Source organism: Mesorhizobium sp. M1396, from assembly GCF_040317725.1.
Classification (GTDB): Bacteria; Pseudomonadota; Alphaproteobacteria; order Rhizobiales; family Rhizobiaceae; genus Mesorhizobium.
In genome coordinates this window covers 38,923-65,731 of record NZ_JAMYLA010000012.1, presented here as the reverse complement: position 1 = coordinate 65,731, position 26,809 = coordinate 38,923, and the positions used below count along the sequence as shown (strand labels likewise).

Here is a 26,809-nt window from a genome sequence, read left to right as displayed (position 1 = left end):
CGCGCACCCATATCGGCGACGCGCCCGCGTTATGAGGACGCCGGCCGAACCCGCAGTGGAAAACAACGAAGATGCCGAGAATCAGGTTTCACAAGCTTGCAGCCATTGTTGTGCTCATTGGTTTCGCGGCCTGGATGGCGACAGGCGAGTTTTCGTCCGTCGGCAGCGTGGCCGCCAACAAGGCCAAGGCAGCCGAAGTCGAGCAGGCCAAGGCGCCGGACGCCAACAAGCCCAGAGCGGCGGAAGCCGAGCCGAAGGCACCGCTGCGCACCGTGGCGGTGGTGACGCCGCCGCGCAAGACCTATGCACGCGCCATCCGCGTTTCCGGGCTGACCGAAGCCGACAAGCGGGCGGTGCTGGCGACGCGCGTCGCCGGCGTCATCGACAAGCTGCCGGTCAAGCAGGGCCAGCACGTCAAGACCGGCGATCTGGTGCTGATGCTTGCGGCGGAAGAAAAGATCTCCATGGTCGACAACGCCAGGCAGCTCGTGGTGCAGCGCCAGGCCGAATTGGACGCGGGTTTGCGGCTGATGAAGACTGGCAATCTGCCGAAGCTGCAGCTCGACACCGCGCGCTCGAACCTGACCTCGGCGCAGTCGCTGCTGGAAACCGCACAGGCCGAACTCGACCGCAATGAGGTGAAAGCGCCTTTCGACGGCGTCATCGACCGGGTGCCGGTGGAGCTCGGCAGTTCCATCATGCAGGGCGGCGAGGTGGCAACCATCCTCAAGCTCGATCCGGTGATTGCCCGCGGCGAAATCAGCGAGCGCGACCTCGGCTACCTCAAGCTGGGCGACAAGGCCAATGTGCGACTGGTCAGCGGTCAGACCGTCGAAGGCACCGTGCGCTACATCAGCCGCGACGCATCGTCGGCGACCCGCACCTTCCGCGTCGAGGTGGCGATCCCCAACGGCGACGGCTCCGTGCCGGCTGGCATGACGGCCGAAATCGCGCTCAACGCACAACCGACCGACGCGGTCCTGCTGCCGCGCTCGGTGGTGACGCTGGGCGACAAGGGCGACCTCGGCATCCGTGCCGTCGGCAAGGACAACAAGGTGGCGTTCTTCCCGATCGACCTCGTCGACGATACGCCGACCGGCCTCGTGCTCGGCGGCATTCCGGCCGATGCGCGCATCATCGTCGCCGGCCAGGAACTGGTGAAGGAAGGCGATCTGGTCAATCCGGTCGAGGCCGACCAGGCGACCATCAAGAAGCTGCTGGGCGAGGCAACGGCCGGCACGCAGTAATATCGCGATGGACTAGCCCTGGACGGGGACAATCGGCTGCGACGCAGCTCCTGAAATTCAAAAACAGGCGTTAGCCATGGATATCGTCAGACTCGCAATCAACAATGCCCGGCTGACCATCTCGGTCCTGGTCTTCCTGATCCTTGCCGGGGCGGTCGCCTATCAGTCGACGCCGAAGGAAGCGGAGCCCGACGTTCCGATTCCGATGATGTATATCAGCCTGATCTATCAGGGCATTTCGCCTGAGGATTCGGAGCGGCTTCTGCTGCGGCCGATGGAAAGCAAGCTGAAAAGCTTGAAGGGCCTCAAGGAAATGCGTTCGGCCGCCTTCCAGGGCGGCGGCTACGTGCTGGTCGAATTCCAGCCGCAGACCAATCTGGCCACCGCGCTGCAGGACACGCGCAGCAAGGTACAGGACGCCAAGGCCGACCTGCCACAGGCGGCCGAGGAACCGACAGTCAACGAAGTCAACATTTCCGAGTTTCCGGTGCTCGTCGTCACGCTGTCGGGCGAATTGCCCGAACGCGTGCTGACCGCCGCGGCACGCGAACTGCGCGACCGCATCGAAGAAGTGCCCGGCGTTCTCGAAGGCTCGCTGCAAGGTGCGCGCGACGACCTGGTCGAGGTCGTCATCGACCCGATGAAGCTGTCTTCCTACGGGCTGCAGCTCGATCAGCTGATCGGTGCGGTCGGCAACTCCAACAGTCTGGTCGCCGCCGGCAACATCGAAGGCTCGGAAGGCAAGTACGCCGTCAAAGTGCCTTCGCTGATCGAGACGCCGGAGGATGTGGCGGCACTGCCGGTGGTCGCCGGCCCCAATGCCGTGGTGCAGGCCAAGGACATCGCCACGATTCGCTCGACCTTCAAGGATGCGGAAACGGTGACACGCCTCAACGGCAAGCCGGCCATCGCCATCGAAGTCAAGAAGCGCATAGGCTCCAACCTGATCGATACCATCGCCAAGGTGCGGACGGTGTCCGACGAGTTCGTCAAATCCATGCCCGCGGGCATGAACGTCACCTACACGCAGGACAAGTCCGTCTTTGTCAACCAGTTGCTGGGCGATCTGCAGAACCACGTCATGATCGCCGTCATCCTGGTGTTCATCGTCATCCTCTATGCGCTGTCCGGCCGTGCCTCGCTGCTCATTGGCCTGGCCATTCCGTCGTCCTTCCTGATCGGCATCCTGCTGCTGGCGATGATGGGCTACACGATCAACATGATCGTGCTGTTCAGCCTCATCCTGGCCGTCGGCATGCTGGTCGACGATGCCATCATCGTCACCGAGTTCGCCGAGCGACGGATGAGCGAAGGCATGCCGAAGGAGGAAGCCTTCGCGCTCGCCGCCAAGCGCATGGCCGGTCCGGTCATCGCGGCGACGATGACGCGTATCGCCGCCTTCTCGCCGCTGCTGTTCTGGCCCGGCATCATCGGCGACTTCATGAAGTACATGCCGATCACCCTGATCGTCACGCTGTCGGCCTCGATGCTCTACGCGCTGGTCTTCGCGCCGACGCTGGGTGCGATCTTCGCCAAGGCGCCGCCGCATCACGAGGATGACAATCGCGACGGCTGGTACATGGCGATCGTCAAGCAAGCGGTGCGCTTCCCGATCACCGTGCTGGTGCTGACCGTCGCGCTGCTGTTCGGCGTCGGTTTTGCCTATTCGAAATACGGCGCCGGCGTCGAGTTCTTCCCGAATGTCGAGCCGGATTACGGCCTGCTTTACGTGCACGCGCGCGGCAATCTTTCGCTGGCCGAAATGGATACGGCGACCAAGATCGCGGAAGACAGGCTGCTCGGCTGGCCGGGTGTGAAGTCGGTCTACACCCGCGTCGGCAAGACGCAAGGCGGCGGCCAGGACATTCCCGAAGACGTCGTCGGCGTCATCCAGTACGAGTTCATCGACTGGCGCGAGCGCAAGTCGGCGAACCATATCCTGGACGATTTGCGCGGCGTCATGGCCGGCATTCCCGGCGTCGATGTCGAGGTGCGCGTGCCGGAGGCCGGCCCACCGACCGGCAAGCCGATCCAGATCAGGCTTTCGGCCGTCGACCCCAAGGGGCTCGACGACAAAGCCCGTGCGGTCGCGGCGCGCATCGGCAAGGTTCCTGGCGTCATAGATATCTCCGATGGTTTGCCTCCGCCCGGCGTCGACTGGGCGCTCGAGGTCGACCGCGCCAAGGCGGCGCAGTACGGCATCAGCCCGACCTCGGTCGGCACCGTCGTGCAGCTGGTGACCAACGGGTTGAAACTTTCGGAATACCGTCCGGCCGGCGCCGATGACGCCGTCGACATCCGGCTTCGCCTGCCCGAAGACCGGCGCACGCTGTCGACGCTCGACGAATTGCGGGTGCAGACCTCCCAAGGCTCGGTACCGATCTCGAACTTCGTCGTGCGCAAGCCTGAACCGACGGTCGGTATCCTCAACCGCATCGACGGCGCCCGTACGGTGGTCGTCCAGGCCAACGTTGCCGCCGGCGCCCAGGTCGCGGCAGTGCAGGAGCAGGTCACCAAGGCCGTCTCCGATATGGATCTGGGCAGCGGCATCCGCTGGAAGCTGGCTGGCTCGAACGAGGACAGCGCCGAAGCCAGCGCCTTTCTCAGCAAGGCCTTCGGAGCGGCGATCTTCCTGATCTTTCTCGTGCTTTTGGCGCAGTTCAACAAGTTCACCAGCGTCTGGCTGGTGCTGTCCTGCGTGGTCATGGCGACGATCGGTGTGTTCCTCGGACTGCTGATAACAGGCGAGACGTTCGGCATCGTCATGTCGGGCATCGGCGTCATCGCGCTGGCCGGCGTGGTGGTGAACAACAACATCGTGCTGATCGACACCTATGACAGGCTGCGCGAAGAGGGTTGGGACAAGGTCGAGGCGGTGCTGCAGACCTGCCGCGAACGCGCCCGCCCGGTGGTGCTGACGGCGGTGTCGGCCATTCTCGGCGTGCTGCCGATCGCCTTCGGCCTCGGCCTCGAAATCTTCCATCACGAGACGACGATCAACGCACCGTCGACGCAATGGTGGATTTCGCTGTCGTCGGCGATCGTCTTCGGCCTGTCCTTCGCCACCGTGCTGACGCTGGTGGTGACGCCGTCGATGTTGATGGTGTTCACCCGCGCCAAGGTCAAGCCCGGCACGCGGCGCGGCTGGTTCAGCCGGCTGTTCCGGCGCGGCAAGGGCGAGATTTCTTCGACCGATGCGCCGGGACAAGATGTCGGAGCGGAGCCGGAGATCGCCTTTCCAAAAGCCGCCGAATAGACCCAATGCCGATTTGACCGGCAAAGGCCGCCCGGAACAACCGGGCGGCCTTTCGCATTGTTCTCTCCAAGAGCAATGCCGTGCAGGGAGTTTCCCATGCCGATCACCACCATTATCATCATCGTTCTGGTCCTCGTCCTCATTGGCGCTGTGCCAGCCTGGCCGCATTCGCGTTCCTGGGGCTATGGGCCGTCGGGCATTGTCGGGGTGGTGCTGGTAGTGCTCCTGGTGCTGGTGTTGATGGGGCGGGTCTAGCCGCCCTTCCAGGAGACCTATCGATGTAAAGAGATCGGGCAGGCCGCCATGGCTGCCCGCCGGGCCTGTCAGGCAGCTTTCGCAGCGCCATTCACGGTGGCGATGCCGATATCCTCAAGAGCTTCAGTGACCGCCTGATCCAGCGGCGTGTGGGGGATCGCACCGATGATGCCTTCCAGCCGCGTCGAAACCAGTTGATGCGGCTCGAAGCGCAGATAGGACATCGATACGATCTCGCGCCACATCGCCACGAACGGGCTGCCGGCGCGCAGCACCCACCACGGCATGGAGGTCAGTTTGAGCGGGCGACCGAGTGACTTCTCTGCCGCGGCCTTGAGTTGCCGGTCGGTGATTGCATGGCCGGGAAGGTTCAGAGCTTCATAGGTGCCGAGCTTATCGAGGTTTTCCGCCAGGCCGACGAAGGCCTTGGCGAAGTCCGGCAGGTAGGCCCATTCATGCACCAGATCGACTGGACCAGGTGCGGTGTAGATGCCCTTGGCCATCTTGGCGGCGACGACCAGGTCGAACCATGAACCGCTGCCGGTGCCGCCGAAGAAGTCGCCGGCGCGCAAGAGAATGGTACGCACCCGGCCGGCGTCGGCCTCGCGGCGAAACAGGTCTTCCATCGCGGTCCGAATGCGGCCCTTCTCGGTCGTCGGGTGAAAGGGCGTGTTCTCGGTGATCACCGCCGGCATCGGCGAGCCGTAATTGTAGACGGTGCCGGGGAAGAGGTGCAGCGTGCCATTCGCATGGCAGGCGGCCATGACGTTCTCGGCCATCGGCAGGCACTTGCCCCAGTCGGTGTAGATCGGGTTGAGGCCGTTGAAGATGATGTCGACGCCTTGCGTGGCGCGGATCAAGCCTTCACGGTCGAGCGCGTCGCCGGCGACCGCCGTGGCGCCGTTGAGCTCGGCCGGCACCTTGCCGCTGCGGGTGATTGCGCGGACATCGTAGCCGGCATCGATGAAGGCCTTGGCGACCACGCGGCCGAGCCGGCCATTGGCACCGAGAATTGCGATCTTGGTCATTGGAAATACTCCTGATTTGGAATTTGCGTGGTCGTTGGGGAGGGGCGATCAGCGACAAGCGCGATCGGATCAGCGGTTGCCGAAGATCTCGCGGTTGCTGCCTTGCGTCGCCGGCTTCTGGACGGCCGCGTCCGGGTTGCCGATCGACGTGGTGGTCGTGTTGTCGATGCTGGCCACAGTCGGCTGGCTGGCGTCGTTCGAGCCAAACTTGTCGCTGCCGGCAAAAGCAGCGCTGGCGGAAATGAGGATGGCGGCGGCGGTGAGAGCGATCTTGGTCATTTGAGTTCTCCAGGTTGGTGTTTGCAGTCCGTGTTGGTGTCTGCAGCCGGAATATGGTCGCCTCGAATGCGAATGGAAATTGACTATCGCTGGAGCTTTGTTATTCATAAATGAATGACTGAAATCGACTGGAACCTGATCAAGAGCTTCGTCACCGTTGCGGAAACCGGCAGCTTGTCGGCCGCGGCGCGAAAACTCTCGGCAAGTCAGCCGACGCTCGGTCGTCACATCGGCGAGCTCGAACAGGCGCTGGGTGTCACGCTGTTCCGGCGCGGGCGGCGCGGCTATGAACTGACGGAAGCCGGCAGCACGTTGTTCGAACGCGGCAAGGCGGTCAGCGAGCAGGCAAGCGCCTTCTCACTGCTGGCGCTGGGATCGGTCGAGGCAATCGAAGGCACGGTGCGCATCGCCGCCAGCGAAGTGGTGGCTGCCTATGTGCTGCCGGCCATGATGGCGCGGCTTGGGCTCGAGGAGCCGGGTATCGAGGTCGAGATCGTTGCCTCGAATCAAGTCGAAAACCTGTTGCGCCGCGATGCCGATATCGCCATCCGTATGGTCAAGCCGGCGCAGAACGAGCTGACGGCGCGTAAGGTCTGCGATATTCCGCTTTGCGCCTGCGCGGCCAAATCCTATCTCGACCGGCGCGGCCGGCCGCTGGAGCCTGCCGACCTTGTCGACCACGATTTGGTCGGCTTCGACCGCAGCGACGACATCATTAGAGGCTTTACCCAGTATGGCATCCCTGTCACCCGGAGCAGTTTCCGCTTCAGGGCCGACAACCAGATCGTTTTGTGGGAGGCGGTGCGGGCGGGAAACGGCGTCGGTCTCGGCCAGGAGCCGCTGGTCGACCGTGATCCATCGGTGGAGAAGCTGCTGCCTGGCCTGCCACTGCCTGTCTTACCAGTGTGGCTGGCCATGCATCGCGACGTGCGCACCAGCGTGCGCATCCGCCGCGTCGCGGATTTCCTCTACGAGGAACTGCAGCGCTATTCGGCCGGCGCGGCGGCGAACTCCGCGCGGTGAGCAAGGCCGGCCATCAGCAGAACGACGATCAGCAACCCCGACATGGCGACGAAGATCGGGCCGAAGCTGGAATGCTCGGCAACGAAGCCGATCGCCGAGGGCGCCACCAATATGCCGGAATAGCCCATCGTGGTGACGACGCTCATTCCGATGCCCGACGACATGCCTTCCTGGTTGCCGCCGGCCGAGAAGATGATCGGCACCATGTTGGCGATGCCGAAGCCGCACAGGGCAAAGGCGGCGATTGCGAGCCAGGGCGAGGGCGACAGCCCGGCGATCAGCATGCCGGCGGCCGCGACAACCGCCGAGCCGCGTAGGGTCGCGACCGCGCCGAAGCGATTGCGGACGCCGTCGCCGAAGAAGCGCATGATCGCCATGACACCGGAAAAGGCAGCGTAAGCGAGGCCGGCGATGGCAAGGTCGGCGCCGAGTTCCTGCCTGAGATACAGCGCCGCCCAGTCGAGCACCGCGCCTTCGGAGATCATCGTCAGCAGCGCCATCAGGCCGACCAGATAAACCAGCGGGTTTGCCGGCAGCGTGAATTTGTGATGCTCGGCCGCCCGCGGCCTATCCTCGCCGACCAGATGGCGAACCGCCACCGCGATCACCGCGAGGGCGAGAGCGGTGACCACCGCCGCGTGGGCGAGATGGCCGTAGGTCTGAATGGCAAAGCCGCCGAGGCCGCCGCCGGCGAAACCGCCGAGGCTCCAGAAGCCATGCGAGGACGACATGATGGCGCGGGAGAGCCGCCGTTCGACCACCACCGCATTGGCGTTCATGGCGACATCCATGCCGCCGATCGAGCCGCCGAAGATGAACATGGCGATGGCCGCCAGCGGCACATTAGGCGCCAGCGCCACGACCAGCAGGCCGAGGCTGCCGCAAAGGCCGAACCAGCGCAGCACGGTGCGCGAACCATGCCTGAAGATCAAATGGCCGCACCAGGTCATGGCGGTGACGGCGCCGGCGCCAAACAGCAGGATCAGCAGGCCGAGCGTGAACTTCGAGATGTCGAGCCGGGTCAGGAACACCGGGATCTGCGGCGCCCAGCTGCCGGTCAGAAAGCCGTTGGCGAGGAAAATGGCCGCGACGGCCCATCGTCCGCGAATGGCAGTCTGCATGGCGTTTGACGCGTTCATAAGGCGAATCCGGTCAGAAAATGGCTTCGCGCGGCAAATTAGATCGATTCAATTTTCAGTCAAGCGCTCTATTTCGAAAGCGCTTGGGCCAAAGCGGGCTTAGTGGTCCTTGGGACGCCTTGCCTCGAATTCGGCCTTCTTGGCGTCGGAGGCCTCGGTCTGGTTGAGTGCCTGCCATTGCGCGTAAGGCATGCCGTAGACGATCTCGCGCGACTGGTCCTTGCTCAGGTCGACGCCCTCCGCATTGGCCGCCTCGCGGTACCAGTTCGACAGGCAGTTGCGGCAGAAGCCGGCGAGGTTCATCAGGTCGATGTTCTGCACGTCGTTGCGCTCGCGCAGATGCCCGACCAGCCGGCGAAAGGCGGCGGCCTCGAAATCGCGTTGCTGTTCGTCGCTGAGTTCGGTCATCGAAACCTCCTTACAGCGGCCCGGTGCGGGAGCCGAATTGCTTGACGACATGTATATCGGGACGACGGTTGATCGCGTCAACGATCGGCGCCAACCGTTCGGCCCATGCCAGAGCGCCTTTCTGGTCTGCTATCAGATCCTGGCGGATCTCGATCAGCGCATGAGCAAAACCGTTGACGATGGCGTGCTTGTACATGGTGTCGCCGCGCAGCGCGCCGTCGTAAGGTTCGTTGTCGCCGACGGCCAGGCTCTTGTCCTCGGCCAGCATGTCGATCAGCGGCCGTGCCACCCGGTCGTCCCGGTCCCACAGGATACCAACATGCCAGGGACGCTGTATGCCTTGCATGACAGGCGTGAAGGAATGCACGGAGAAGATGAAGGGCGTCCACGCGGAAGCCCGTGCGACCGAGGCTATCATGGCGCCGACAGCGTCGTGATAGGGCCGGTAGAAGCCATCGAGCCGCCTTTCACGCTCCTCGGGAGCGATGGGGTAATTCCCGGGCACGACGGTGCCGTCATAAAGCTGGCGAATAAGCGTCGGATCGTCCTCGCCGCGATTGGGATCGATCAGCAGCCGCGAAAAATTGGCGAGCACCGCCGGTACGCCGAGCAAGGCGGCCAGTTCGCGCGTTACCGTTTCGACCCCGATGTCGTAGGCGATGTGGCGGTCGAACTCCGCCGCCGGCAGGCCGAGCCTGCCATAATCGTCGGGTAGGTCGCGGCGGGCATGGTCGCACAAGAGCACGATGCCTCGCTTGCGGTCGCCTTCGACAACGTCGAAAGGCGCGAAAACTGTGGATCGGGTCATTGGCGGGAAATGGTCTGTTCGCTGGCTTCCGGGGAGGGTGCTATCGTCATTCCACGAAGACGACGCTTGCGCAATGCCGTTGTTTGGCCAAGGTTTCCCGGGAAATCTGGCGGAGCTCGGCGAATCGTGCGCCGGAGCCTTCTAAATCGATTGGAATTGAACAAAACGGTGCGTTGACATGCGCCCGGACTTTTCCGAAAAGGGGCGCAGAGAGATGCTGATGTGGTTCTTGAGGGGTTTTCGGATGAGTTCCGCTGGCAGGCAGCGCATGCGCTCTGCCTTTGCCATGCCGCTCCTGATCCTTGCCGTCGGCCTGTCGGCGGTGGTCATGGCCTCGCCGGCGCGTGCCGATTTCCGCGTCTGCAACGCCACGCAGAACCTGGTCGGTGTCGGTATCGGCTATCGCGCCAAGGCCGGCTGGATCACCGAGGGCTGGTGGCACATCGAGGGATCGAGCTGCAAGACGCTGATCGAAGGGCCGCTGTCATCAAGGTTTTACTATCTTTATGCAGAAGACGCCGAGCGCGGCGGACGCTGGGACGGCCCGATCAACATGTGCGTGGCTGAAAAAGAGTTCAAGATCGCCGGCGTAACCGACTGCGTCGCCCGGGGCTTCCAGCGCGCCGGATTCCAGGAATATGACACGGGCGAACAGGCAAGCTGGATGGTCCAGCTGACCGATGAGTCCACAACGGGAGGCGCTCCAGCCGCCCCGGGAACAAACAGTCAATGAGACGTAGCCGCAAGGTCAAGATCCTAGCCACCATCGGTCCGGCCTCCTCGTCGGAGGAGATGCTGAAGAAACTGTTCGAAGCTGGCGCCGATGTGTTCCGCATCAATATGAGCCACACCGATCACGAGCTGATGCGCACGCTGGTCGGACGCATCCGCACTGTCGAGGAAGCGGTCGGCCGGCCGATCGGCATCCTGGCCGATCTGCAAGGACCAAAACTGCGCGTCGGCAAGTTCGCCAATGGCAAGGAAGTGCTGACTGTCGGCCAGACCTTCACGCTCGACGACAATCCCGAGCCCGGCACCTCGACCAGGGTCTATCTGCCGCATCCCGAAATCCTGACCTCGGTCGAGGCCGGCCATCGCCTGCTGATCGACGACGGCAAGCTCGAGCTGAAGGCGGTGAGAAGCGACGGCAAGTCGATCGTCTGCACCGTCGTCGCCGGCACCACGATCTCCGACAAGAAGGGCGTCAGCCTGCCCGACACCGACCTGCCGGTCGGCGCGCTGACCGAGAAGGACCGCAAGGATCTCGATGCCGTACTGGCCACAGGCGTAGACTGGGTCGCGCTGTCCTTCGTGCAGCGGCCGGAGGATCTTGCCGAGGCGCGCAAGATCGCGCGCGGCCGGGCGCTGATCATGGCCAAGATCGAAAAGCCGCAAGCCGTCGCCCGGCTGGCCGAAATCATCGAGCTGTCCGACGCGCTGATGGTCGCCCGCGGTGATCTCGGCGTCGAGATGCCGCTCGAGGCGGTGCCCGGCATCCAGAAGCAGATCACGCGCGCGGCTCGCCGCGCCGGCAAGCCGGTGGTGGTAGCCACGCAGATGCTGGAATCGATGATCACAGCACCGGTGCCGACCCGTGCCGAGGTGTCGGATGTTTCGATCGCCGTCTTCGAAGGCGCCGATGCCATCATGCTGTCGGCGGAATCGGCGGCGGGCGCCTATCCCGTTGAAGCCGTGGCGATGATGAACCGTATCGCCACCAAGGTTGAAACCGATCCGACCTATGCCGGCATCATCAACGCCCAGCGTTCCGAGCCGGAAGCGACCGGCGCCGACGCCATTTCGCTGGCCGCCCGCGAGATCGCCGAGACGCTGAAACTGTCGGCGATCATCACCTACACGGCGTCCGGCACCACGGGCCTGCGCGCCGCCCGCGAACGTCCGCAAGTGCCGATCATCGCGCTGTCGCCGATCGTCAACACGGCGCGGCGGCTGTCGCTGCTATGGGGCACGCATTGCGTCGTCTCACCCGACGCAATCGATCTTGACGACATGGTCGACCGCGCCTGTCGCATCGCCTTCGAGGAAGGCTTCGGCAAGCCCGGCGACCGCGTCATCATCACCGCCGGCGTGCCGCTGAGGACGCCGGGCTCGACCAATATGCTGCGCATCGCCTATGTCGGATCGGACGTGCAGACGAGCCGTTAGATCGACCGTCCGAACCGTTAGGCGTGATCAGGTCGGCGCGAGTTCGGCCTGCGGCGCCTTGATATCAGCACATCCGCCGGCGCCGTAAGCGTCGCCGGCGACGCGCGCTTCCACAGCCTTCGCAATCGCCTGCAGGTCGATGTTCTTGCCGGCGACCTTCTCGATGGCGCCGACGGCCAGGTCGGGCGCGATCCAGTCCGGCTTGTGGCCGAGATTGTGCACCCAGATGAGTTCGGCGCCGGCAATGTCGCGGGCGAGGCCGATCGAGTGAATCTCCGCATAGACGACTTTGTCGCGATCGCCCGAAATGACCACGGTTGGCGCCTTGATCTGGTTGTAGTGCGGTGCGGCGCCAAGGGCGTAGCGATAGAGCCCGGCGACATCGGCGGCGTTGGCACGAAAGGCCGATGGTCGCAGTACCAACGGGATAGAGGCCGCGGCGAGATAGTTGTCCGGCACCTTGTTGGGCGAGAAGACGCAGGTCGTGGCGTCTTCCATCCGCAGCCTTCCCGTCGGATAGGTCAGCGTCTCGGAAAACAGCCAGCCGATCACCGGAATGGTCGTCAGATGGTAGTACCAGGAGGTTGCGCCGCCCGGCCACGGATGAGTTGCCGGCGCGAGAAAGACCAGGCCAAGCGTCCTGTCGGGATGCTCGCGGCCGAAAGTCGATGTCACCACACCACCGAAAGAATGACCGACGATAACAGCCTTCCTGATGCCCAGACGGTCCATCAACGCGGCGATGGTGTTGGCCTGAGCCGACGGGTCCTCGTTGTTGCCGGGACCACGACCCGACCAGCCGTGGCCTGGTCGGTCGAAGAACAGCATTTCGGCGCGACCTTCGAGCAATGGCCGCAGCGGCAGCATCTGATCCCTGAGATTGGCGCTGGCGCCGTGGATGAAGACGATCGGCGGTAACTCGGCGTTCGCGGATCCCGGAATATGGACATAGTGGATGCGGGCGCCATCGATGTCGGCGAATTCACCAAGCGACGGATTGCGGCGTTCGATCAGCCATGAACCGGCGCGGGTGACGCCGACAAAGCCGAAGGCAAGCGTCATCAGGAAGGCAAGAGCGGCGTAGATCAGGTTCATGGAGATGCGGGGGTGGAGGGGGATAAGTTGTGGAGTAGGGAATAGCGAATAGGGAATAGGGAATAGGCAGTGGGAATGTCCGCACGCTATCTGCACCTACTGCCTACTGCCTACTGCCTAATCCCTACTCCCTTAAATGCCTTCTCCGGCAAGCTCTTCCGAAAGCGTGCCAACCTGGTCCTGGGCGCTGCGCATCATCGGATAGATGGCCAGCACTTTCTGCCAGGCCTCGAGTGCCGATTGCTTGTGGCCGGTCAGCGCCATGATCTGCGCCAGGCCGGACAGCGCGCCGAAATGGCGCGGCTCGAGCTGCAGCGTATGGTCGATGTCGGACATCGACTTGCCGTAGTTTTTCATCATGAAATGCACGGTGGCGCGCCGGTTCCAGCCTTCGGCATAGGTTGGCTGCAAGGTCACCACCTGGTCGAGGAAATCGAGCGCGACGTCGAACTTCTGGCCTTCGACAGCCTTCTGCGACCACTGCATCATCAGATCGATCGAGGCGCTGCCGGATTGCGACCACTCATTCCAGATTTCGCCGGCAATGCGCTCGGCCGCCTTTTCGTTGCGCTCGCGCTTCAGGTCGTTGAACAGCTGGTCGAGACGGGCCTGCTTCGTCGTTGCGACCGGCGGCGCGTCCTGGGTGGCTGGCGGCGCGACAGCATCATCCGCCCGTGCCGGGCCATAAATGGCGCCGGAAACAAGCAGAGACGTCAAAAATGCAAAAAGAATCCGCATCGCGGGACACTAGCCCCGGGCGGCGGAACGTCAAAGTGATTTTAGCGTGAGAAGGCCGGCAGGCCGGCGACAAGCATCAACTGGTGGAGGCGATGCCTCCAGCCCGAAAACTCAGCCTTGGCGTGCCTTGTAGCGCGGGGCGGTCTTGTTGATGATGTAGACGCGGCCCTTGCGGCGAACCAGCTGGTTGTCGCGGTGACGCGCCTTCAGCGCCTTGAGCGAATTCTTGATCTTCATGGTCTTGCCTGTCGGTGTGGACCCGGTCTGGGTCGAAATTTTAAGGCGCGCCAGAAGACGCGCCTTTGAACTGTGGGTGGCTCATAAACGAGGAGCCTTGTCCGTGTCAACCGCAAGCGTGCTCCGTCTCTCCATATCATCAAATATCCGCCATGTCCGCCTTGCGGCATTGCGCGGGCTCCAGCCGGCTGGGATGATGCGGCCATCATGAAGTGATTTGGGGATGGATATGCGCCGAATTTTCCTGTCTGCCTGCATTCTCGTGCTGGCGGGAGCTTCGGTTGCCCGCGCGCAGGAATGCGATCGCGGCGACGACAGCCAGCAGATGATGAACATCTGCGCCGGGGAGGATTACCAGGAAGCCGACTCCAGGCTCAACAAGGCCTACCAGGACCTCATCAGCGCGGATGACGCCGACGACAAGAGACTGCTGCAGGTGGCGCAACGCGCCTGGATCGCTTTTCGCGATGCAGAGTGCGCGCATTCCACCGCGGCCAGCGCGGGCGGTTCGATCCATCCGATGGAAGTTTCGCAATGCCTGGCCAGGCTTACCAATGATCGCATCGAGCAGCTCGCCGCCGCCGCCAATTGCGAGGAAGGCGATGCGAGTTGCGCCAGCCCGGACGAGGACGAGAGCGACGAGGTGCAATAGGGAGTTAGGCGCGACGGCTGATCCGGGTGAAATGGCCCATCTTGCGGCCGGGGCGTGCCTCGGCCTTGCCATAGAGGTGCAGCATCAGGTCCGGCTCGGCGAGCAGGGCCGGAACACGCAGCACATCGTCGCCGATCAGGTTCTCCATCACGCAATCGGAATGACGGTGGGGATTCCCCAGCGGCAGGCCGGCAACGGCGCGGATGTGCTGTTCGAACTGCGAAACGATGCAGGCTGCTTCCGTCCAATGGCCGGAATTGTGCACACGCGGCGCGATTTCGTTGGCCAGCAGCGAGCCGTCGGCGAGCACGAAGAACTCGACGCCGATGACGCCGACATAGTTCAGCGCCGACAGGATCTTCGATGCCGCCATTCGTGCCGCTTCCGCGGTTTCGGGCATAATGGCGGCCGGCAAGGTCGATGTGTGGAGAATGCCGTTGCGGTGGATATTCTCGGCCGGATCGTAGGCGACGACCTCGCCGTCCAGCCCACGCGCCGCGATCACCGAAATCTCGCGCTCGAACGGCACGAAGGACTCCAGGATTAGCGGCACATTGCCCATTGCCTCGCAGGTGCCGGCGAAACCACCCGTTTCCATGTTGCGGAAGACGCGCTGGCCCTTGCCGTCATAGCCCATGCGGCGGGTCTTCAGGATGCCGCTGCCGTCGAACGCTTTCAGCGCTGCCGTCAGTTCGTCATCATTGTCGACGGCGTGAAAATCCGCAGTGGCAATGCCGATGCCGTTGAGGAATGTTTTTTCGCCCACCCGGTCCTGCGCTACTTCCAGCGCGTGCGCCGGCGGATAGACCGGAACCTTGGCGGCCAGCGCGCTGGCCGCCGCGACCGGCACGTTCTCGAACTCGTAGGTGACGACGGAACTCGACGCGGCCAGTTCCGCAAGTGCAGCCTGGTCGTCATAGGCACCTGTTATCTGCCGGTTGGCGACCTGCGCCGCCGGGCTATCGGCTTGCGTCTCCAGCACCACCGTGCGGTAGCCGAGGCGGGAGGCGGCAACAGCCAGCATGCGGCCGAGCTGGCCGCCGCCAATGATGCCGATGGTCGATCCGGCGGGCAGGCTCACGGCGTGTCCGTCGGTTCGGTCGCGACCTTGGCGGTCTGCGCGGCGCGCCAGACATCCAGACGGACGGCGAGCTTGTCATCGTTCAGCGCCAGCACGGCAGCGGCCAGAAGGGCTGCGTTGGTGGCACCGGCCTTGCCTATGGCCAGCGTCCCCACCGGAATCCCGGCGGGCATCTGGACGATGGAGAGCAGCGAATCCTGCCCGGAAAGCGCCTTCGATTCCACCGGCACGCCGAAAACCGGCAGCGGCGTCATCGCCGCCGTCATGCCGGGCAGATGCGCGGCACCGCCGGCGCCGGCTATGATCACCTTGTAGCCGGCCGCCTTGGCGCCCTTGGCGAAATCGTAGAGCCGGTCTGGCGTGCGATGCGCGGAGACGATCAGCCGCTTGTGCGGAATGCCCAGTGCTTCCAGCGTTTCGGCCGCATGGCGCATCGTCGCCCAGTCGGACTGGCTGCCCATGATGATGGCGACATCGGCGCGTTGATCGTCCAAGTCCGTGTTCCCCGGCGACAAAGGCGCGCCTTAGCGGAATTCGCGCCAAGCCGCAAGGATAGGCGGCCGCCGCAGCGGTTCGGCAAGGTGGAAACCAGCCAGTCAGATGCCGTCGCGCTCGGCCTCGGGTGTCGAGACCAGCAAGGCCGAAGCCGCATTGGCGGCGGTGACGGCCGCCAGCATGGTCTCCCCACGGGCAAGCGCCGCGGCCAGCGCACCGACGAATTCGTCGCCGGCGCCATGCGTGCTGACGACCTTGACCGGGATGGCAGGCAGCGCGAAGGCCTCGCCGGTCCGCTCGCAACAGGCGACGCCTTCGCCGCCCGCCGTCACGATCGCGACAGGGCAAAGATCGGCCAGCAGCCGTGCGGCTTGCGCGGCCCCGTCAAGCGTCTCGACCACCGCCGTACTGGCCAGGAACTCCGCCTCGATGGCGTTGACCACCAATATGTCGACCATCGCGATCAGATCGCCGGAGAGTTTGCGTGCCGGGGCCGCGTTGAGCACGACGCGGCCGCCCTGTGCCTTCGCCGCGCGTGCGGCGGCGATGTTGGCCGCTTCCGGCACTTCGTTCTGCAGCAGGAGCACCGCCGCTTGGGACATCATTTCGGAAGCGGCGGCAATGTCGGCATCGCCCAGAGTGAGATTGCTGCCCGAGACGATCACCGCGCCATAGTCGCCGCCCTGGTCGAAGATCGCCACGCTCATTCCGGAGCCGGCGCCAGCGGCCACCCGCACGAAGCGGCGGTCGACCCCGGCGCGATCGAGATTGGCCAGCAACGCCCGCCCGAAATCATCGTCGCCGACCGCGCCGATCATCGCCGCGCGCACGCCGGCCCTTGCCGCCGAGACGGCCTGGTTGCCGCCCTTGCCGCCGCATTTCGGGTGCCAGGCATGGCCGGTCACCGTCTCGCCCTTGCGTGGGCGGTCGGGCGCGTCGACCATGATGTCGTAGTGCAGGCTGCCGAACACGGTGACCAGCGGCGGTGTCGTCATGAGCCCCGGTCTTTTCGCTTCGATGCCACCGCCGACATGGTGCGGCCGAGGTTGCGCTCCGCCGCCTGGTAGTCGCGCTGTGCCACGGCGACGAACAGCGCGTCGAGGATGTTGAGCTGGGCAATGCGCGCCGCTGCGTTCTCGCCCATCAGCGGCGAGCCCTGCGCGGTCGAGCACAGCACGATGTCGGCAACGGCGGCCAGCGGCGAGTTGTCGTAATTGGTGATGGCCAGCGTGCGCGCACCGTTCTTGCGGGCCAGCTGAATGGCGTCGATGACGGCAGAGGTGTTGCCCGAATGCGAGAAGCCGACGGCGATGTCGTCGCCGCCGAGCAGCGAGGCCGACATCAGCATCATATGCGAATCGTCGTAGACGGATGCGCGGATGCCGATGCGCAGGAATTTGTGAGAGACGTCGCGCGCGATCTGCGCCGAGCCGCCGACGCCGTAGAAATCCCGGTTCTTCGCACGGTAGAGAAGATCCGCGGCGCGGTCGAAATCCTCGATGTCGAGGATCGCCAGTGTCTCCTCCAGTGCCTGGATGGAAGTGCGGAACACTTTTTGCACGATCTCGGCCGAACTGTCGTCGGATGACAGTTCCTGATGCATCTCGGCGGTCGGCAGGCGGCTGTATTCATAGACGGCGGTGCGGAAGTCGCGATAGCCGGAAAAGCCGAGCTTCTTGGCGATCTTGACCACCATCGCCTCGGATACGCCGGCCTCCTCGGCGATCTGCTTAAGCGGGATGCTCTCGTCAAAGCCGCGCCGGCCAAAGACGGTTTCCACCACCTTCGCCTCCAGCGGGGTGAGATGCGGCATCATCATGCGGATGCGCGGTCCTACCGCTTTCAGGTCCAGCCCGCTCAAGGTCATCCACGCCCCCTCGTCACGCGATCGATAAGCATCGCGGCGAGGATTATAAGACCAGTTGCCAGAAGCTGATAGAAGGACTGCACGTTCATCAGCGTCAAACCGTTGCGCATGGCGCCGAGGATGACGGCGCCCAGGATGGTGCCAACGACGCTGCCCTTGCCGCCCATCAGCGAGGCCCCGCCGATGGCCGCGGCGGCGATCGCATCGAGTTCCCAGAGATTGCCGAGGATGGGCTCGGCGGCACCGAGCCGGCCGATCAGGATCTGCGCGGCAAGGGCTGCCAGCAGCCCTGAGATCATGTAGGCGGCGATCTTGGTGCGGGCGATCGGCACGCCGGCGATGTAGGCCGCCTCCTCATTGCCGCCGACGGCGAGCAGATATTCGCCGAACGGCGTCTTCTTCAAAATGCCCCAGGCGACAACAGCCACGAAGGCGACGATGATAACCGCCAGCGGCAGTCCTAATAGCGAGCCGTTGAAGACGGCGCGGAAACTTGCCGGCAGGCCTAGCACCGGATTGCCGCCGGTGTAGATCAGCGCCAGCGCCCGGTAGGTGCTGAGCGTTCCCAATGTGACGATAAAGGGCTGCAGCCCGACATAGGCGACGAGGATGCCGTTGACGAGGCCGCAGGCAAGGCCAATGGCGAAGCCGGCGGCGATGGCGAGCGGAAACGGCACGCCGGCGACCATCATCGAGGCCGAGATGACGGCCGAGAGTGCCGCCGTCGGTCCGACAGACAGGTCGATGCCGCCGGAGATGATGACCAGCGTCATGCCCAGCGCCAGGCAGGCATTGATGCTCGACTGCTGCAGGATGTTGATCAGGTTGCGCTCGGCGAAGAAGCCCGGCACCAGCGCGCCGAAGACAGCGAGGATCACGACAAGGCCGATCAGCGTGCCGGCATCGCGCATGGAAATCCCGCGCAGGAATTCGACCCGTGGCCGCACCAGAGTGGTATCCGACATATCCGTCACCTTATTGCCTTGCCTGCTGTGCGGCCGGCGTTTGCGTCTGGGGGATGGCGTGTGCCGCGATCGCCTGTTCGCTGATATCGTCCCTGTGGAGTTCGGCCGCGATGGTGCCGTCGCGCATCACCAGCACGCGGTCGGCGAGCCGGATCACCTCGGGCAGCTCGGAGGAGACGACGATCACCGCATGGCCTTCGGCGGCGAGCTCCTCAATCAGATGATAGATCTCCGCCTTGGCGCCGACATCGATGCCGCGCGTCGGCTCGTCGAACAAAAGGATGCGCGTTCCCGCTGCCAGCCAGCGGCCGATGATCGCCTTCTGCTGGTTGCCGCCGCTGAACAGGCGGATCGGCCGGTCGAGCAGGAATGGGCGCAGGTTGACGCGGCCCATCTTGTCGGCCGCCACCTGTTTCAACCTGGCGTGATCGATGACGCCGCGCGGCGCGAATACGCCCATCGAGGCCAGCGCCATGTTGCTGGTGATCGAGCGCAGCGGCACGATGCCCTCACGCTTGCGCTCTTCCGGCACCAGGCCGATGCCGGCGGCAATCGCATCGCGCGGGCTTGAAAATCGGGTCGCCTTGCCATCGATTGCGATCGTACCGGAGGTGGCTCGATCCGCCCCTGCCAGAAGGCGCAGCAATTCAGTGCGGCCGGAACCGACGAGGCCGGCGATGCCCAGCACTTCGCCGCGATGCAGATCGAACGACACGTTGCGCACCTTCGTTGCCGAGGAGAGGCCACGCGCGCTCAGCATGACCTCGTCGGAGGCATGGGAGTTATGCTGTTCCTGCGCCAGTTCGCGGCCGACCATCATCGCCACGACCGCCTTTTCCGACAGGCCTTTCAGGTCGACGGTATCGATGACCACGCCGTCGCGCATGATGGTGGCGCGCCGGCAGATGCCGAACACCTCGTCCAGCTTGTGCGAGACGTAGACGATGGCGACGCCGTCTCGAGCGAGGCCGGTGATGACTTGCGCCAGCCGTTCGAATTCGCTCGGCGTCAGGCTCGATGTCGGCTCGTCCATGGCGACGATGCGGGCGCGATCGAGCAGCGCGCGGGCGATCTCGACGATCTGGCGCTGCGCCACCTTCAGGGTTCCGAGAGGAGCGGCTGGGTCGATGGACGGATCAAGGGCTGCAAGAGCCTCGGCAGCGCGGCGTTCCTGCTCTCCCCGGGCGACGAAGATACCGCCGCGCGTCAGCGGATGGCCGAGAAACATGTTCTGCGCGACGCTGAGCCGCGGCACCTGCTGCAATTCCTGATGGATCATGGCGATGCCCGCGGCGCGCGCCGCGACCGGATTGGCAAGCGTCACCGGCTTGCCGTCGATAAGGACGCTTCCCGCCGTCGGTCTGTAGACGCCCGACAGGATGCGCAGCAGCGTCGACTTGCCGGCGCCGTTCTCGCCGAGCAGACCGTGGATTTCACCGGCGCTGATCGAGAACGACACGTCGTTGAGCGCCCGCACCGCCGGAAACAGCTTGGAAATTCCCTGGAATTGCAGCCGGGGTGACATTGGGTTCTCTTTCCGGGCAATGGTGCCGGCCGGGAGCGAATTGCCCTGGCCGGCACTCGTCGATTGGCCTTACTGGCCCGCGGCGGCATCCTCGAGCAGCGCCTTGCGCGCGCCGGTGCCGGAATAGCGGTCGGCATTGTCCTTGGTGATCAGTGCCTGCGGCGTGGCGACGACGCGCGGCAGCTTTTGTCCGGCCACCAGTCGCAGCGCCGTTTCCAGGGCCACTTCGCCGGTCAGCACTGGGAAGCTATCGACCGTGCCGGTCAATTCGCCGGCGCGGATCGAGGCATAGGCGTCGGAAATGCCGTCAGTGCCGAACACGGCAACCTTGTCCTGCAGGCCGGCAGCCTTGACCGCCTCGACAATGCCCAGCGCCATGCCGTCATTGTTGGCATAGAAGCCGATCAGGTCGGGGTGCTGCTGCAGGATGTTGGTGGCCGCGTCATAGGAGGTCTGGCGGTCCCAGTTGCCGGGAACACTGGCGACGACCTCGAACTTGCCCCCTTCTGAGATGGTGGACTTGAAGCCGTCGGTGCGCTGCACGGCGGCATAGACGCCGGCCTGGCCTTCGACGATGGCGACCTTGCCGCCATCCGGACGGTTCTTGATGAACCATTTGGCGACGCGCACGCCATTGTCGCGCTGGACATTGCCGACATAGTGCTCGGACTGCGGGATGACCGCATCGTTGACGTTGACCACCGGCACATTGGCGGCCTTGGCCTGCTCCATGATCGGCTGCAGATTGGCGTCGGTCTGCGGCGAGACGAGCAGCACGTTGTAGCCCTGCGTCACAAGGCCTTCGGCGATGGTCAGCTGGCCGAGCTGGTCGCCCTCGCTCTGCGCCGCCTGGTAGACGACGGGAACGCCGACTTTGTCGCCGAACGCTTTGTAACCCTCGCCCAGCGAGCGCCAGTATTCGTTGGTTAGCGTCTTGGAGACGGCACCCGCCTTGGTGCCTTCGGGCAGTTTGGGGAAAGCGCCGAACTTGGCCTCGACCTGCGACCAATCGATGCGGTCCTTTTCCGTATCGGAATTCAGCGGCGCGAGATCTGTTGAAAAGGCCGAGCCGATGGACAGCGCCATCAGTGCGGCGGTAGCGGTGGCAAGCAGAAGTTTCATTGTATTCCTCCCTTGTTGAAAACGGTGATGGCCCGGCCGAGGCTTCAGCTATCCGGCCCGAGCATGATTTCCTGGATGATGGCCTGCGATGTCACCGCGTCCTGGCTGTCCATGGCGGCGGACAGGCGATTGTCCTGCTCCAGCCGGTCAACGACGCGCAGCATGCGCTTGACGGTGGCGATGTTGACTTCGCACTCGCGAACCGGATCGAGCCCGGTCATGTCGGGGAACGTGTCGAAATAGATGGCCCCGGCGTAACCGTCGCGGCGGATCTGCCTGAGCAGCTCGATGGTCTGCAGCGTGTGCACCGCGCCGACCATCAGGCCATCATCGCGCTTGGCGTAGCCGTCGTTGAGATGCACGCCGAGCAGCTTGCTGTGGCGCGCCACCAGGGCCGCGGCGAAGGCCGGCTGTTCGTCGGCATAGAGCACATGGGCGAAATCAAGCGTGACGCCGAGATTGGGCAGGCCGACATCGCGGATCGCCAGCAAGGTCGTCGCCGCGTCCGGCATCAGGCTGTAGGAGCGCGGCTCGTTGGGCTTGTATTCCAAGCTGATCTGGCAGTCGGGATCATGCGCGGCAACTTCACGAATCCCATCGATTTCGTGTTGCCAGAGCGTCGAATAGTCGGCCTGGAAGACGTAGTCGAAGCCATCCTGGCCGAGCCAAAGCGTCATCAGGCTGGCGCCCGCCTCCCGCACGGCATCGATGCCGGCCTTGGTCAGGTCGATTGCTTCACGGCGCACCGCCGGGTCCGGATTGGTGAAGGCGCCGAGCTTGAAGGCCGGGTTGGAGTAGTAACGCATGGCAAAGCCATTGATGGAAAGGCCGAGGTCGCCGAGTTTACGGGCGATTTCAGCAGGCTTTTCGCCGACATGGTCGGGGTAATTCAGATCGAGGTCGGTCAGCCCGGCAACCTTGGCGGCGCGCGCCGCCATCTGCAGCAGCGAGGGTTTGCCGGCGAGGTCAGGCCATTCGGCCTGTGGTCGCGAGGCAAAGGAATTCAAGCGCGTGGCGAAGCGATTGGCTATCATGATCGACCCTTCAATAGTCATAACTTCACATAAGAACGAACATTTGTAAAGTTGTTTTGCGGGACGATGAACAGCCGCAAGGCCGCCGTTGCGGCCGGCTGAGGTCAGGTAAGCGCGGGGCAGTTTCCTGGTTGGCGTCTTAAGCTGGAGCATCTGTCAGGCAGAGTGGATCTGCAACCGGGCAGGGCCGTCCTCACACCGCCGCCTTGCGGAAGCGGGCGACAAAGTCATCGAGTTCTGGCCGCTCCATGTCGGAGATTGCCCAATAGGAGAAGGCGCCGTCGCTCCAATGCACCAGCGAGAAGCCGCCCGACGAAAAATCGGCGGGCCCGGCGATGCCGCCGCCCTGCTGCGGTTCGGCGACCAGCGTGATCAGATGCTCGCGGTGGCGGTAGACCAGCGCCGGCACCGGCCGACCTGATATCACCTCGACCCGGCCACCGATGAGTGCATAGCCATCCTGGGCAAGGTCAGGCGCTGGCGGCGATACGCCGATCCGGGCGTCGAGCCATGGCTTGACGGTATGGCGGTCGGACGAGACGATGTCGATCGGGCTGGCGGCAAGCAGGCTGCGGCGATGGCCGCTGGCGACCGCCGCGGCAAAGCTGTCGGATGCCCTGTTGACCATCACCCATTGCGTCACCCCGCTGGCCAGCACCGCGCTGACCATCATCGAAGCGGCTAGTGTGCGCCAGTCGAGCGAACCGAAGCGGCGAGCCCTTGGCAGGGCTCGGGTCCGCGACGGACGTGTCCTGGCGTCCTGTCGCCGGCCGCCCCCGACTGGTGCACCCGCGATCAATCCCGATTGCTCCGGCGACGGGTCCCGCAGCGGCTCGGCTTCATCTTGCGCCGGCTGTGCCGTGCCTGTCGCACCAAGCGCGGCAATGCGCGCGCGAAAAGCATCGCTGACATCGGGGCGCGGCAAGCGGCTGAGCGCGCCCTGCAAGGCAATGATGCGGGCGTGTTCGGCGGCCAGTGTAGGATCGGCGGCGATGCGCCGCTCCATCGCCAGTGCGGCCGCTGCATCGAGTTCACCATCGACGAGGGCATGGATCATCAGCCTGATGCCCTCGGGATCGTTGGGCAGTCCGTCGTCATGATTGGTCATGGCGCTCTCCCCAGTGCAGATGCAAGCAGGCCGCGCGCGCGGGCCAGCCGCGACATCACCGTGCCCATCGGTACGTCCAGCATTGCCGCTACCTCGCGGTAGCTGAGACCGTTGATGTCGCGCAGCACCAGCGTCTCGCGGAACGGCTGCGGTAGTGCTGCGATCGCCGCCTCGAGGGCTGCCGTATCGGCCCTGGCGATCAGGCTCGCCTCTGGTCCGTCTTCGTCGGGCAGCATGGTGCCGTGCGCTGCCGCCATCTCGTCGAGATCGCCGAGGTCGCCGACGGCGAGCATGCCGCGCGGCCGGTTGCGCGACATCCAGGTGTAGGCGGTGTTGCGCACGATGGTCAGCAGCCAGGCGCGGGCATTGCCGCCGGCATAGCCTGATATGCCGGCATGCGCCTTCACGCAGGCTTCCTGCACCACATCCTCGGCGTCGGCGGCGTTGCCGGTCAGCCAACGGGCGAGCGCAAGTGCGTCGCCGAGATGGGGCAGCACCACCTCGCCGAAGCGCTCGGCCAGGGCCTTCTCGCTCAAATCAGCACCATGATCCGGCACTCCGGGCAGTATTTGTCGCGCCCGCTCAGGGAGCGACGGTGATTTTGCCCTGCATATGCGGGTGAAGTCCGCAGAAATAGGCAAAGTCGCCTGCTCTGGTGAAGCTGAATTCATATGTGTCACCGGTGTCAAGCGCCTTGGAGCGGAAGGAGGAATCGTTGGAGACGACCTGATGCGGGATGTCGTCGTCGTTTCTGAAGATCACGGTGGTGCCGGGCTTGACCGTCAGTACCGGCGGCGTGAAGGCGAAATTCTCGATTTTCACCATCGGCGCATCGGCCGCGCGCAGTGGCTGGCAGGTCGCCGTGGTCAAGGTGAAAGCGGTGAGGATCGCGGCCATGTGCCGGGCCGGAAGACGTATGCAAAGCATGGTGATTTCCTTTTCTGTTCAGGCTCAAGCCAGCGTCGAGTCGATGATGGCGAGGTCCTGACCACCTTGCTTCACGGTGACGCTGCTGGTGCCGAGCAGGCCGCGCAGTTGACCGGCCGGCACAGTCATCGGTCCGGGCGAGGCCGCGGTGCCGGGTGCGGGCTGCGGGAAGGCGGTAGAGCGCGCGGTGTGGAAGGTAACGTTGCCTTCCACCTTCTGCATGATCTGGTGGATGTGGCCGTTGAGCACGGTGACCGAGCCGAAGCGCTTGAGCAGGCCGAGCGCCTGTGCCGCGTCGTCGGTGCCCCAGCCCCATTCGGGATAGACGGCCCATAGCGGGATGTGAGCGAAGACGACGATCGGCGTCGAGGCGCTGACCGCTTTCAGGTCGTCCGCCAGCCAGGCCAACTGTTCTGGCCCGAGATTGCCGAGCCCGCCGGCCTTGAGGTTGACGACATTGACCAGTGCCACGAAATGCACGCCGTTCTGGTCGAACGAATACCAGCCGGCACCCCTGGTGCCCTTGCCGTAGCGGTCGAGATAGGCCTTGCCGTTGCCGTCGTCGATCAGATCGTGCTCGCCCGGCACGTAGTGCACGTCGAAGCCGGCGCCGCCGATGATCTCAGCCGCATTGTCGAACTGTGCCGGTTTGGAAAGATGGGTGATGTCGCCGGTATGGATCATGAAGGCCGGCTTTTGCGGCAGCGCCTGGATCTTGCCCATCGCTTCCTTCAGCGTGTCGATGGCATGCGGATTGGCCGCCTTGTCGAAGCCGATATGGCTGTCGGATATCTGCAGGAAGGTGAAGCCGGTGGCCATGGCTTCGGCAGCTTGTGCGGCGCCGAGCAGGTTAAGCGACACCGGTACGCCGCCTGAAATCGTCCACAGCACGCCGGTGCCGGCCCAGATCATGCATTCCAGCGCATGGCGGCGGCTGATGTGCCCGTTCTCGTCGTCGTGATGATGGGTCATGTCGGTCTCCCTCAACGCCAGGAGCGGCGTATGCTGAGGAGACCAGGGGCAGCGGCGGTTTATTCCCGGCTGGTGCAAATCCAGCCGTTCATGGTCGCGTGATAGCGTGCACTAATCGCGACCGGCACATTTTCAAGCAGCGGTCCGTCTCGCGTTTCAATCCGGCCAGCGCAAGACACCGGACGAATCCTTGCGGGCAGGCTTCATGGCATTGGCGGGCCGGTCGGCCGCGGTCAGTATGGCGCGCAGCCGTTCGGCGACGATCTCGGCCTCACCGGGATGAAGATTGCAGGGGTCGAGGAAGAAATGGCCGCGCTCCACCTCATGGTTGCGCACGATGATCGGCGGCGAGCCCGTCGCCAATGCCGAGGTGAGACCGGCCGCCGTGAACCGGCTTTCGGGCAACACAAAAATCTGCAACCGATCCAGAGGGTTGGCGGTGGGGTCGGGGATGATCTGCGCGACGATGCCCGGCAGCCCCTGCGACGTGTCCTTCCACAGGTTCAGTGCCGCTTCTTCGCGCCGGCGGATGCCGGCATGGTCGCGCTTTTCCCAGGCTTCCAGTGCGGCCATGGTGCCGGCGATGCTTTCCTTGCCGACCTTCATGGCGCGCGCGACGCCGCGGTTCTGCAAGTAGGCGGTTCGAACCAGATCCTTGCGCCCGGTGACGATGCCGCTGGTCGGCCCGCTCAGGAATTTATGTCCGCTGTAGATGACAATGTCGGCGCCGCGCGCGAGGAAGCCGCGCAGATCGTATTCGGAGGCCGCGTCGACGATCACCGGGACGCCCCTGGCGTGGCAGATCTCGCAGAATTCCTCCAATGAGAGCATGCCGTATTGCACGGTATGATGGGCGACGACGTAGAGACCCGCCGCCGTGCGAACGTTGATCGCCTCACGCACATGGTAATCCTGCGTAACGCTGACGGTGCCAGCCGGCACGACCTTTGCGCCGGCCAGCCGGACCGACTGGTCGATTGGCGCGCCGTAGTTGACGATGTGGCCGAGCTGGACGATGACCTCCGACTTCAGCCCTTCGGTGTCGTCCGGCAGCCGCTCGATGGCGAGCAGGTTGGTTCCCGTCATCGCGCCGGCGATCGCCATGGTGATGCCGCTGGCGCAGCAGGCGGTGATGAAACCGGCCTCGCCGCCGGTGAGACGCGCCACGATCATGCTTGCGGCACGCTGCAGATCATCCATCTCCACCCATTGCGAGGCCATTTCCGCCATGGCGCTGACCGCTTCAGGCACGATGATAGACGCGCCGAGCGCCGTCATCGTGCCGGAGACGTTGATGATCGGGCGAAGGCCGAGCCGTTCGCGGATCGTGGTGTTGGAGCCGTCGGTGGAAGTGGTTTTCATCTCTCGGATTCCATTTCTAC

General features: G+C 64.4%; 28 protein-coding genes. 7 read left to right on the top strand and 21 right to left on the bottom strand.

Going from position 1 to position 26,809, the window contains the following annotated elements:
• The first annotated feature begins 71 nt into the window (after positions 1 to 71).
• The 3 genes from NKH02_RS10165 to NKH02_RS10155 all read left to right on the top strand — a co-directional run bounded on the left by NKH02_RS10165 (position 72) and on the right by NKH02_RS10155 (position 4,758).
• Complete coding sequence (locus NKH02_RS10165; RefSeq protein WP_352864780.1) at positions 72 to 1,247, top strand: efflux RND transporter periplasmic adaptor subunit; 1,176 nt, start codon at positions 72 to 74, stop codon at positions 1,245 to 1,247.
• A gap of 76 nt (positions 1,248 to 1,323) precedes the next feature.
• Positions 1,324 to 4,503 (top strand): efflux RND transporter permease subunit, encoded by a 3,180-nt coding sequence (locus tag NKH02_RS10160; RefSeq protein ID WP_352878363.1) that lies wholly within the window; start codon positions 1,324 to 1,326, stop codon positions 4,501 to 4,503.
• A gap of 96 nt (positions 4,504 to 4,599) precedes the next feature.
• On the top strand, positions 4,600 to 4,758 hold the full coding sequence (locus NKH02_RS10155) for a DUF3309 family protein (protein WP_032908138.1): 159 nt from the start codon (positions 4,600 to 4,602) through the stop codon (positions 4,756 to 4,758).
• Between the two features lie 68 nt (positions 4,759 to 4,826).
• Here NKH02_RS10155 and NKH02_RS10150 read toward each other — a convergent pair whose 3' ends face one another.
• Positions 4,827 to 5,786, bottom strand: a complete 960-nt coding sequence (locus NKH02_RS10150) for an SDR family oxidoreductase (protein ID WP_352878361.1) — start codon at positions 5,784 to 5,786, stop codon at positions 4,827 to 4,829.
• A 69-nt stretch (positions 5,787 to 5,855) separates the two neighbouring features.
• On the bottom strand, positions 5,856 to 6,065 hold the full coding sequence (locus NKH02_RS10145; protein WP_352864773.1) for a DUF680 domain-containing protein: 210 nt from the start codon (positions 6,063 to 6,065) through the stop codon (positions 5,856 to 5,858).
• 114 nt (positions 6,066 to 6,179) lie between these two features.
• Between NKH02_RS10145 and NKH02_RS10140 the strand changes: the two genes are divergently transcribed.
• Positions 6,180 to 7,088, top strand: coding sequence for a LysR family transcriptional regulator (locus NKH02_RS10140; protein ID WP_352864771.1), 909 nt, complete (start codon positions 6,180 to 6,182; stop codon positions 7,086 to 7,088).
• Here NKH02_RS10140 and NKH02_RS10135 read toward each other — a convergent pair.
• The 3 genes from NKH02_RS10135 to NKH02_RS10125 all read right to left on the bottom strand — a co-directional run bounded on the left by NKH02_RS10135 (position 7,052) and on the right by NKH02_RS10125 (position 9,443).
• Positions 7,052 to 8,227, bottom strand: a complete 1,176-nt coding sequence (locus NKH02_RS10135) for an MFS transporter (protein ID WP_352878358.1) — start codon at positions 8,225 to 8,227, stop codon at positions 7,052 to 7,054. The genes NKH02_RS10140 and NKH02_RS10135 overlap by 37 nt on opposite strands.
• 99 nt (positions 8,228 to 8,326) lie before the next feature.
• Complete coding sequence (locus NKH02_RS10130) at positions 8,327 to 8,635, bottom strand: DUF1244 domain-containing protein (protein ID WP_352864767.1); 309 nt, start codon at positions 8,633 to 8,635, stop codon at positions 8,327 to 8,329.
• Between the two features lie 10 nt (positions 8,636 to 8,645).
• Entirely contained in the window at positions 8,646 to 9,443 is a 798-nt protein-coding gene (locus NKH02_RS10125; RefSeq protein WP_352864765.1) for an N-formylglutamate amidohydrolase, read from the bottom strand.
• A gap of 286 nt (positions 9,444 to 9,729) precedes the next feature.
• Between NKH02_RS10125 and NKH02_RS10120 the strand changes: the two genes are divergently transcribed.
• Both NKH02_RS10120 and pyk read left to right on the top strand, forming a co-directional pair.
• Positions 9,730 to 10,176: a DUF1036 domain-containing protein gene (locus tag NKH02_RS10120; protein WP_352865123.1), complete on the top strand. Its 447-nt coding sequence runs from the start codon at positions 9,730 to 9,732 to the stop codon at positions 10,174 to 10,176.
• Complete coding sequence (gene pyk / locus NKH02_RS10115; RefSeq protein WP_352864763.1) at positions 10,173 to 11,609, top strand: pyruvate kinase; 1,437 nt, start codon at positions 10,173 to 10,175, stop codon at positions 11,607 to 11,609. Before NKH02_RS10120 ends, pyk begins: the two co-directional genes overlap by 4 nt.
• Positions 11,610 to 11,636: 27 nt before the next feature.
• On the opposite strand, the gene NKH02_RS10110 is transcribed toward pyk, so the two are convergent.
• The 3 genes from NKH02_RS10110 to ykgO form a co-directional block, all read right to left on the bottom strand.
• The gene (locus tag NKH02_RS10110; RefSeq protein ID WP_352878356.1) at positions 11,637 to 12,704 is read right to left on the bottom strand and encodes an alpha/beta fold hydrolase; all 1,068 of its coding nucleotides are present in this window, start codon (positions 12,702 to 12,704) and stop codon (positions 11,637 to 11,639) included.
• A 132-nt stretch (positions 12,705 to 12,836) separates the two neighbouring features.
• Positions 12,837 to 13,442 (bottom strand): tetratricopeptide repeat protein, encoded by a 606-nt coding sequence (locus tag NKH02_RS10105; protein ID WP_352864759.1) that lies wholly within the window; start codon positions 13,440 to 13,442, stop codon positions 12,837 to 12,839.
• Positions 13,443 to 13,553: 111 nt separating this feature from the next.
• Positions 13,554 to 13,679, bottom strand: a complete 126-nt coding sequence (gene ykgO, locus NKH02_RS10100; protein ID WP_006327841.1) for a type B 50S ribosomal protein L36 — start codon at positions 13,677 to 13,679, stop codon at positions 13,554 to 13,556.
• A 229-nt stretch (positions 13,680 to 13,908) separates the two neighbouring features.
• Here ykgO and NKH02_RS10095 point away from each other — a divergent pair, with 229 nt between their 5' ends.
• The gene (locus tag NKH02_RS10095; protein ID WP_352878355.1) at positions 13,909 to 14,331 is read left to right on the top strand and encodes a lysozyme inhibitor LprI family protein; all 423 of its coding nucleotides are present in this window, start codon (positions 13,909 to 13,911) and stop codon (positions 14,329 to 14,331) included.
• Positions 14,332 to 14,335: 4 nt separating this feature from the next.
• Here the strand turns inward: NKH02_RS10095 and NKH02_RS10090 are convergent, their stop codons facing one another.
• The 13 genes from NKH02_RS10090 to NKH02_RS10030 all read right to left on the bottom strand — a co-directional run bounded on the left by NKH02_RS10090 (position 14,336) and on the right by NKH02_RS10030 (position 26,789).
• A complete protein-coding gene (locus NKH02_RS10090; RefSeq protein ID WP_352864753.1) occupies positions 14,336 to 15,412 on the bottom strand; it encodes a 5-(carboxyamino)imidazole ribonucleotide synthase in 1,077 nt (358 codons plus the stop codon).
• The gene (gene purE / locus NKH02_RS10085) at positions 15,409 to 15,906 is read right to left on the bottom strand and encodes a 5-(carboxyamino)imidazole ribonucleotide mutase (protein ID WP_352878352.1); all 498 of its coding nucleotides are present in this window, start codon (positions 15,904 to 15,906) and stop codon (positions 15,409 to 15,411) included. The genes NKH02_RS10090 and purE overlap by 4 nt, the downstream gene beginning before the upstream one ends.
• 102 nt (positions 15,907 to 16,008) lie before the next feature.
• Positions 16,009 to 16,902 carry a ribokinase gene (locus NKH02_RS10080; RefSeq protein ID WP_352878351.1) on the bottom strand — a complete coding sequence of 298 codons (894 nt, stop codon included), beginning with the start codon at positions 16,900 to 16,902 and terminating at the stop codon, positions 16,009 to 16,011.
• Positions 16,899 to 17,774: a MurR/RpiR family transcriptional regulator gene (locus tag NKH02_RS10075; protein ID WP_352864744.1), complete on the bottom strand. Its 876-nt coding sequence runs from the start codon at positions 17,772 to 17,774 to the stop codon at positions 16,899 to 16,901. Before NKH02_RS10075 ends, NKH02_RS10080 begins: the two co-directional genes overlap by 4 nt.
• Positions 17,771 to 18,739 carry an ABC transporter permease gene (locus NKH02_RS10070; RefSeq protein WP_352878349.1) on the bottom strand — a complete coding sequence of 323 codons (969 nt, stop codon included), beginning with the start codon at positions 18,737 to 18,739 and terminating at the stop codon, positions 17,771 to 17,773. The genes NKH02_RS10075 and NKH02_RS10070 overlap by 4 nt, the downstream gene beginning before the upstream one ends.
• A gap of 10 nt (positions 18,740 to 18,749) precedes the next feature.
• Positions 18,750 to 20,264 (bottom strand): sugar ABC transporter ATP-binding protein, encoded by a 1,515-nt coding sequence (locus NKH02_RS10065; protein WP_352878347.1) that lies wholly within the window; start codon positions 20,262 to 20,264, stop codon positions 18,750 to 18,752.
• A gap of 69 nt (positions 20,265 to 20,333) precedes the next feature.
• Positions 20,334 to 21,386, bottom strand: a complete 1,053-nt coding sequence (locus NKH02_RS10060; protein ID WP_352864736.1) for a sugar ABC transporter substrate-binding protein — start codon at positions 21,384 to 21,386, stop codon at positions 20,334 to 20,336.
• 44 nt (positions 21,387 to 21,430) lie between these two features.
• A complete protein-coding gene (locus tag NKH02_RS10055) occupies positions 21,431 to 22,420 on the bottom strand; it encodes a sugar phosphate isomerase/epimerase family protein (protein WP_352878344.1) in 990 nt (329 codons plus the stop codon).
• Positions 22,421 to 22,613: 193 nt separating this feature from the next.
• On the bottom strand, positions 22,614 to 23,528 hold the full coding sequence (locus NKH02_RS10050) for an anti-sigma factor family protein (RefSeq protein ID WP_352878342.1): 915 nt from the start codon (positions 23,526 to 23,528) through the stop codon (positions 22,614 to 22,616).
• Positions 23,525 to 24,064 (bottom strand): sigma-70 family RNA polymerase sigma factor, encoded by a 540-nt coding sequence (locus NKH02_RS10045; protein WP_352878339.1) that lies wholly within the window; start codon positions 24,062 to 24,064, stop codon positions 23,525 to 23,527. Before NKH02_RS10045 ends, NKH02_RS10050 begins: the two co-directional genes overlap by 4 nt.
• Positions 24,065 to 24,110: 46 nt before the next feature.
• On the bottom strand, positions 24,111 to 24,455 hold the full coding sequence (locus NKH02_RS10040) for a cupredoxin domain-containing protein (RefSeq protein ID WP_352878337.1): 345 nt from the start codon (positions 24,453 to 24,455) through the stop codon (positions 24,111 to 24,113).
• A gap of 24 nt (positions 24,456 to 24,479) precedes the next feature.
• Positions 24,480 to 25,427, bottom strand: a complete 948-nt coding sequence (locus NKH02_RS10035; RefSeq protein ID WP_352878335.1) for a metallophosphoesterase family protein — start codon at positions 25,425 to 25,427, stop codon at positions 24,480 to 24,482.
• 156 nt (positions 25,428 to 25,583) lie between these two features.
• Positions 25,584 to 26,789 carry an aminotransferase class V-fold PLP-dependent enzyme gene (locus NKH02_RS10030; protein ID WP_352878333.1) on the bottom strand — a complete coding sequence of 402 codons (1,206 nt, stop codon included), beginning with the start codon at positions 26,787 to 26,789 and terminating at the stop codon, positions 25,584 to 25,586.
• Positions 26,790 to 26,809: the final 20 nt, after the last annotated feature.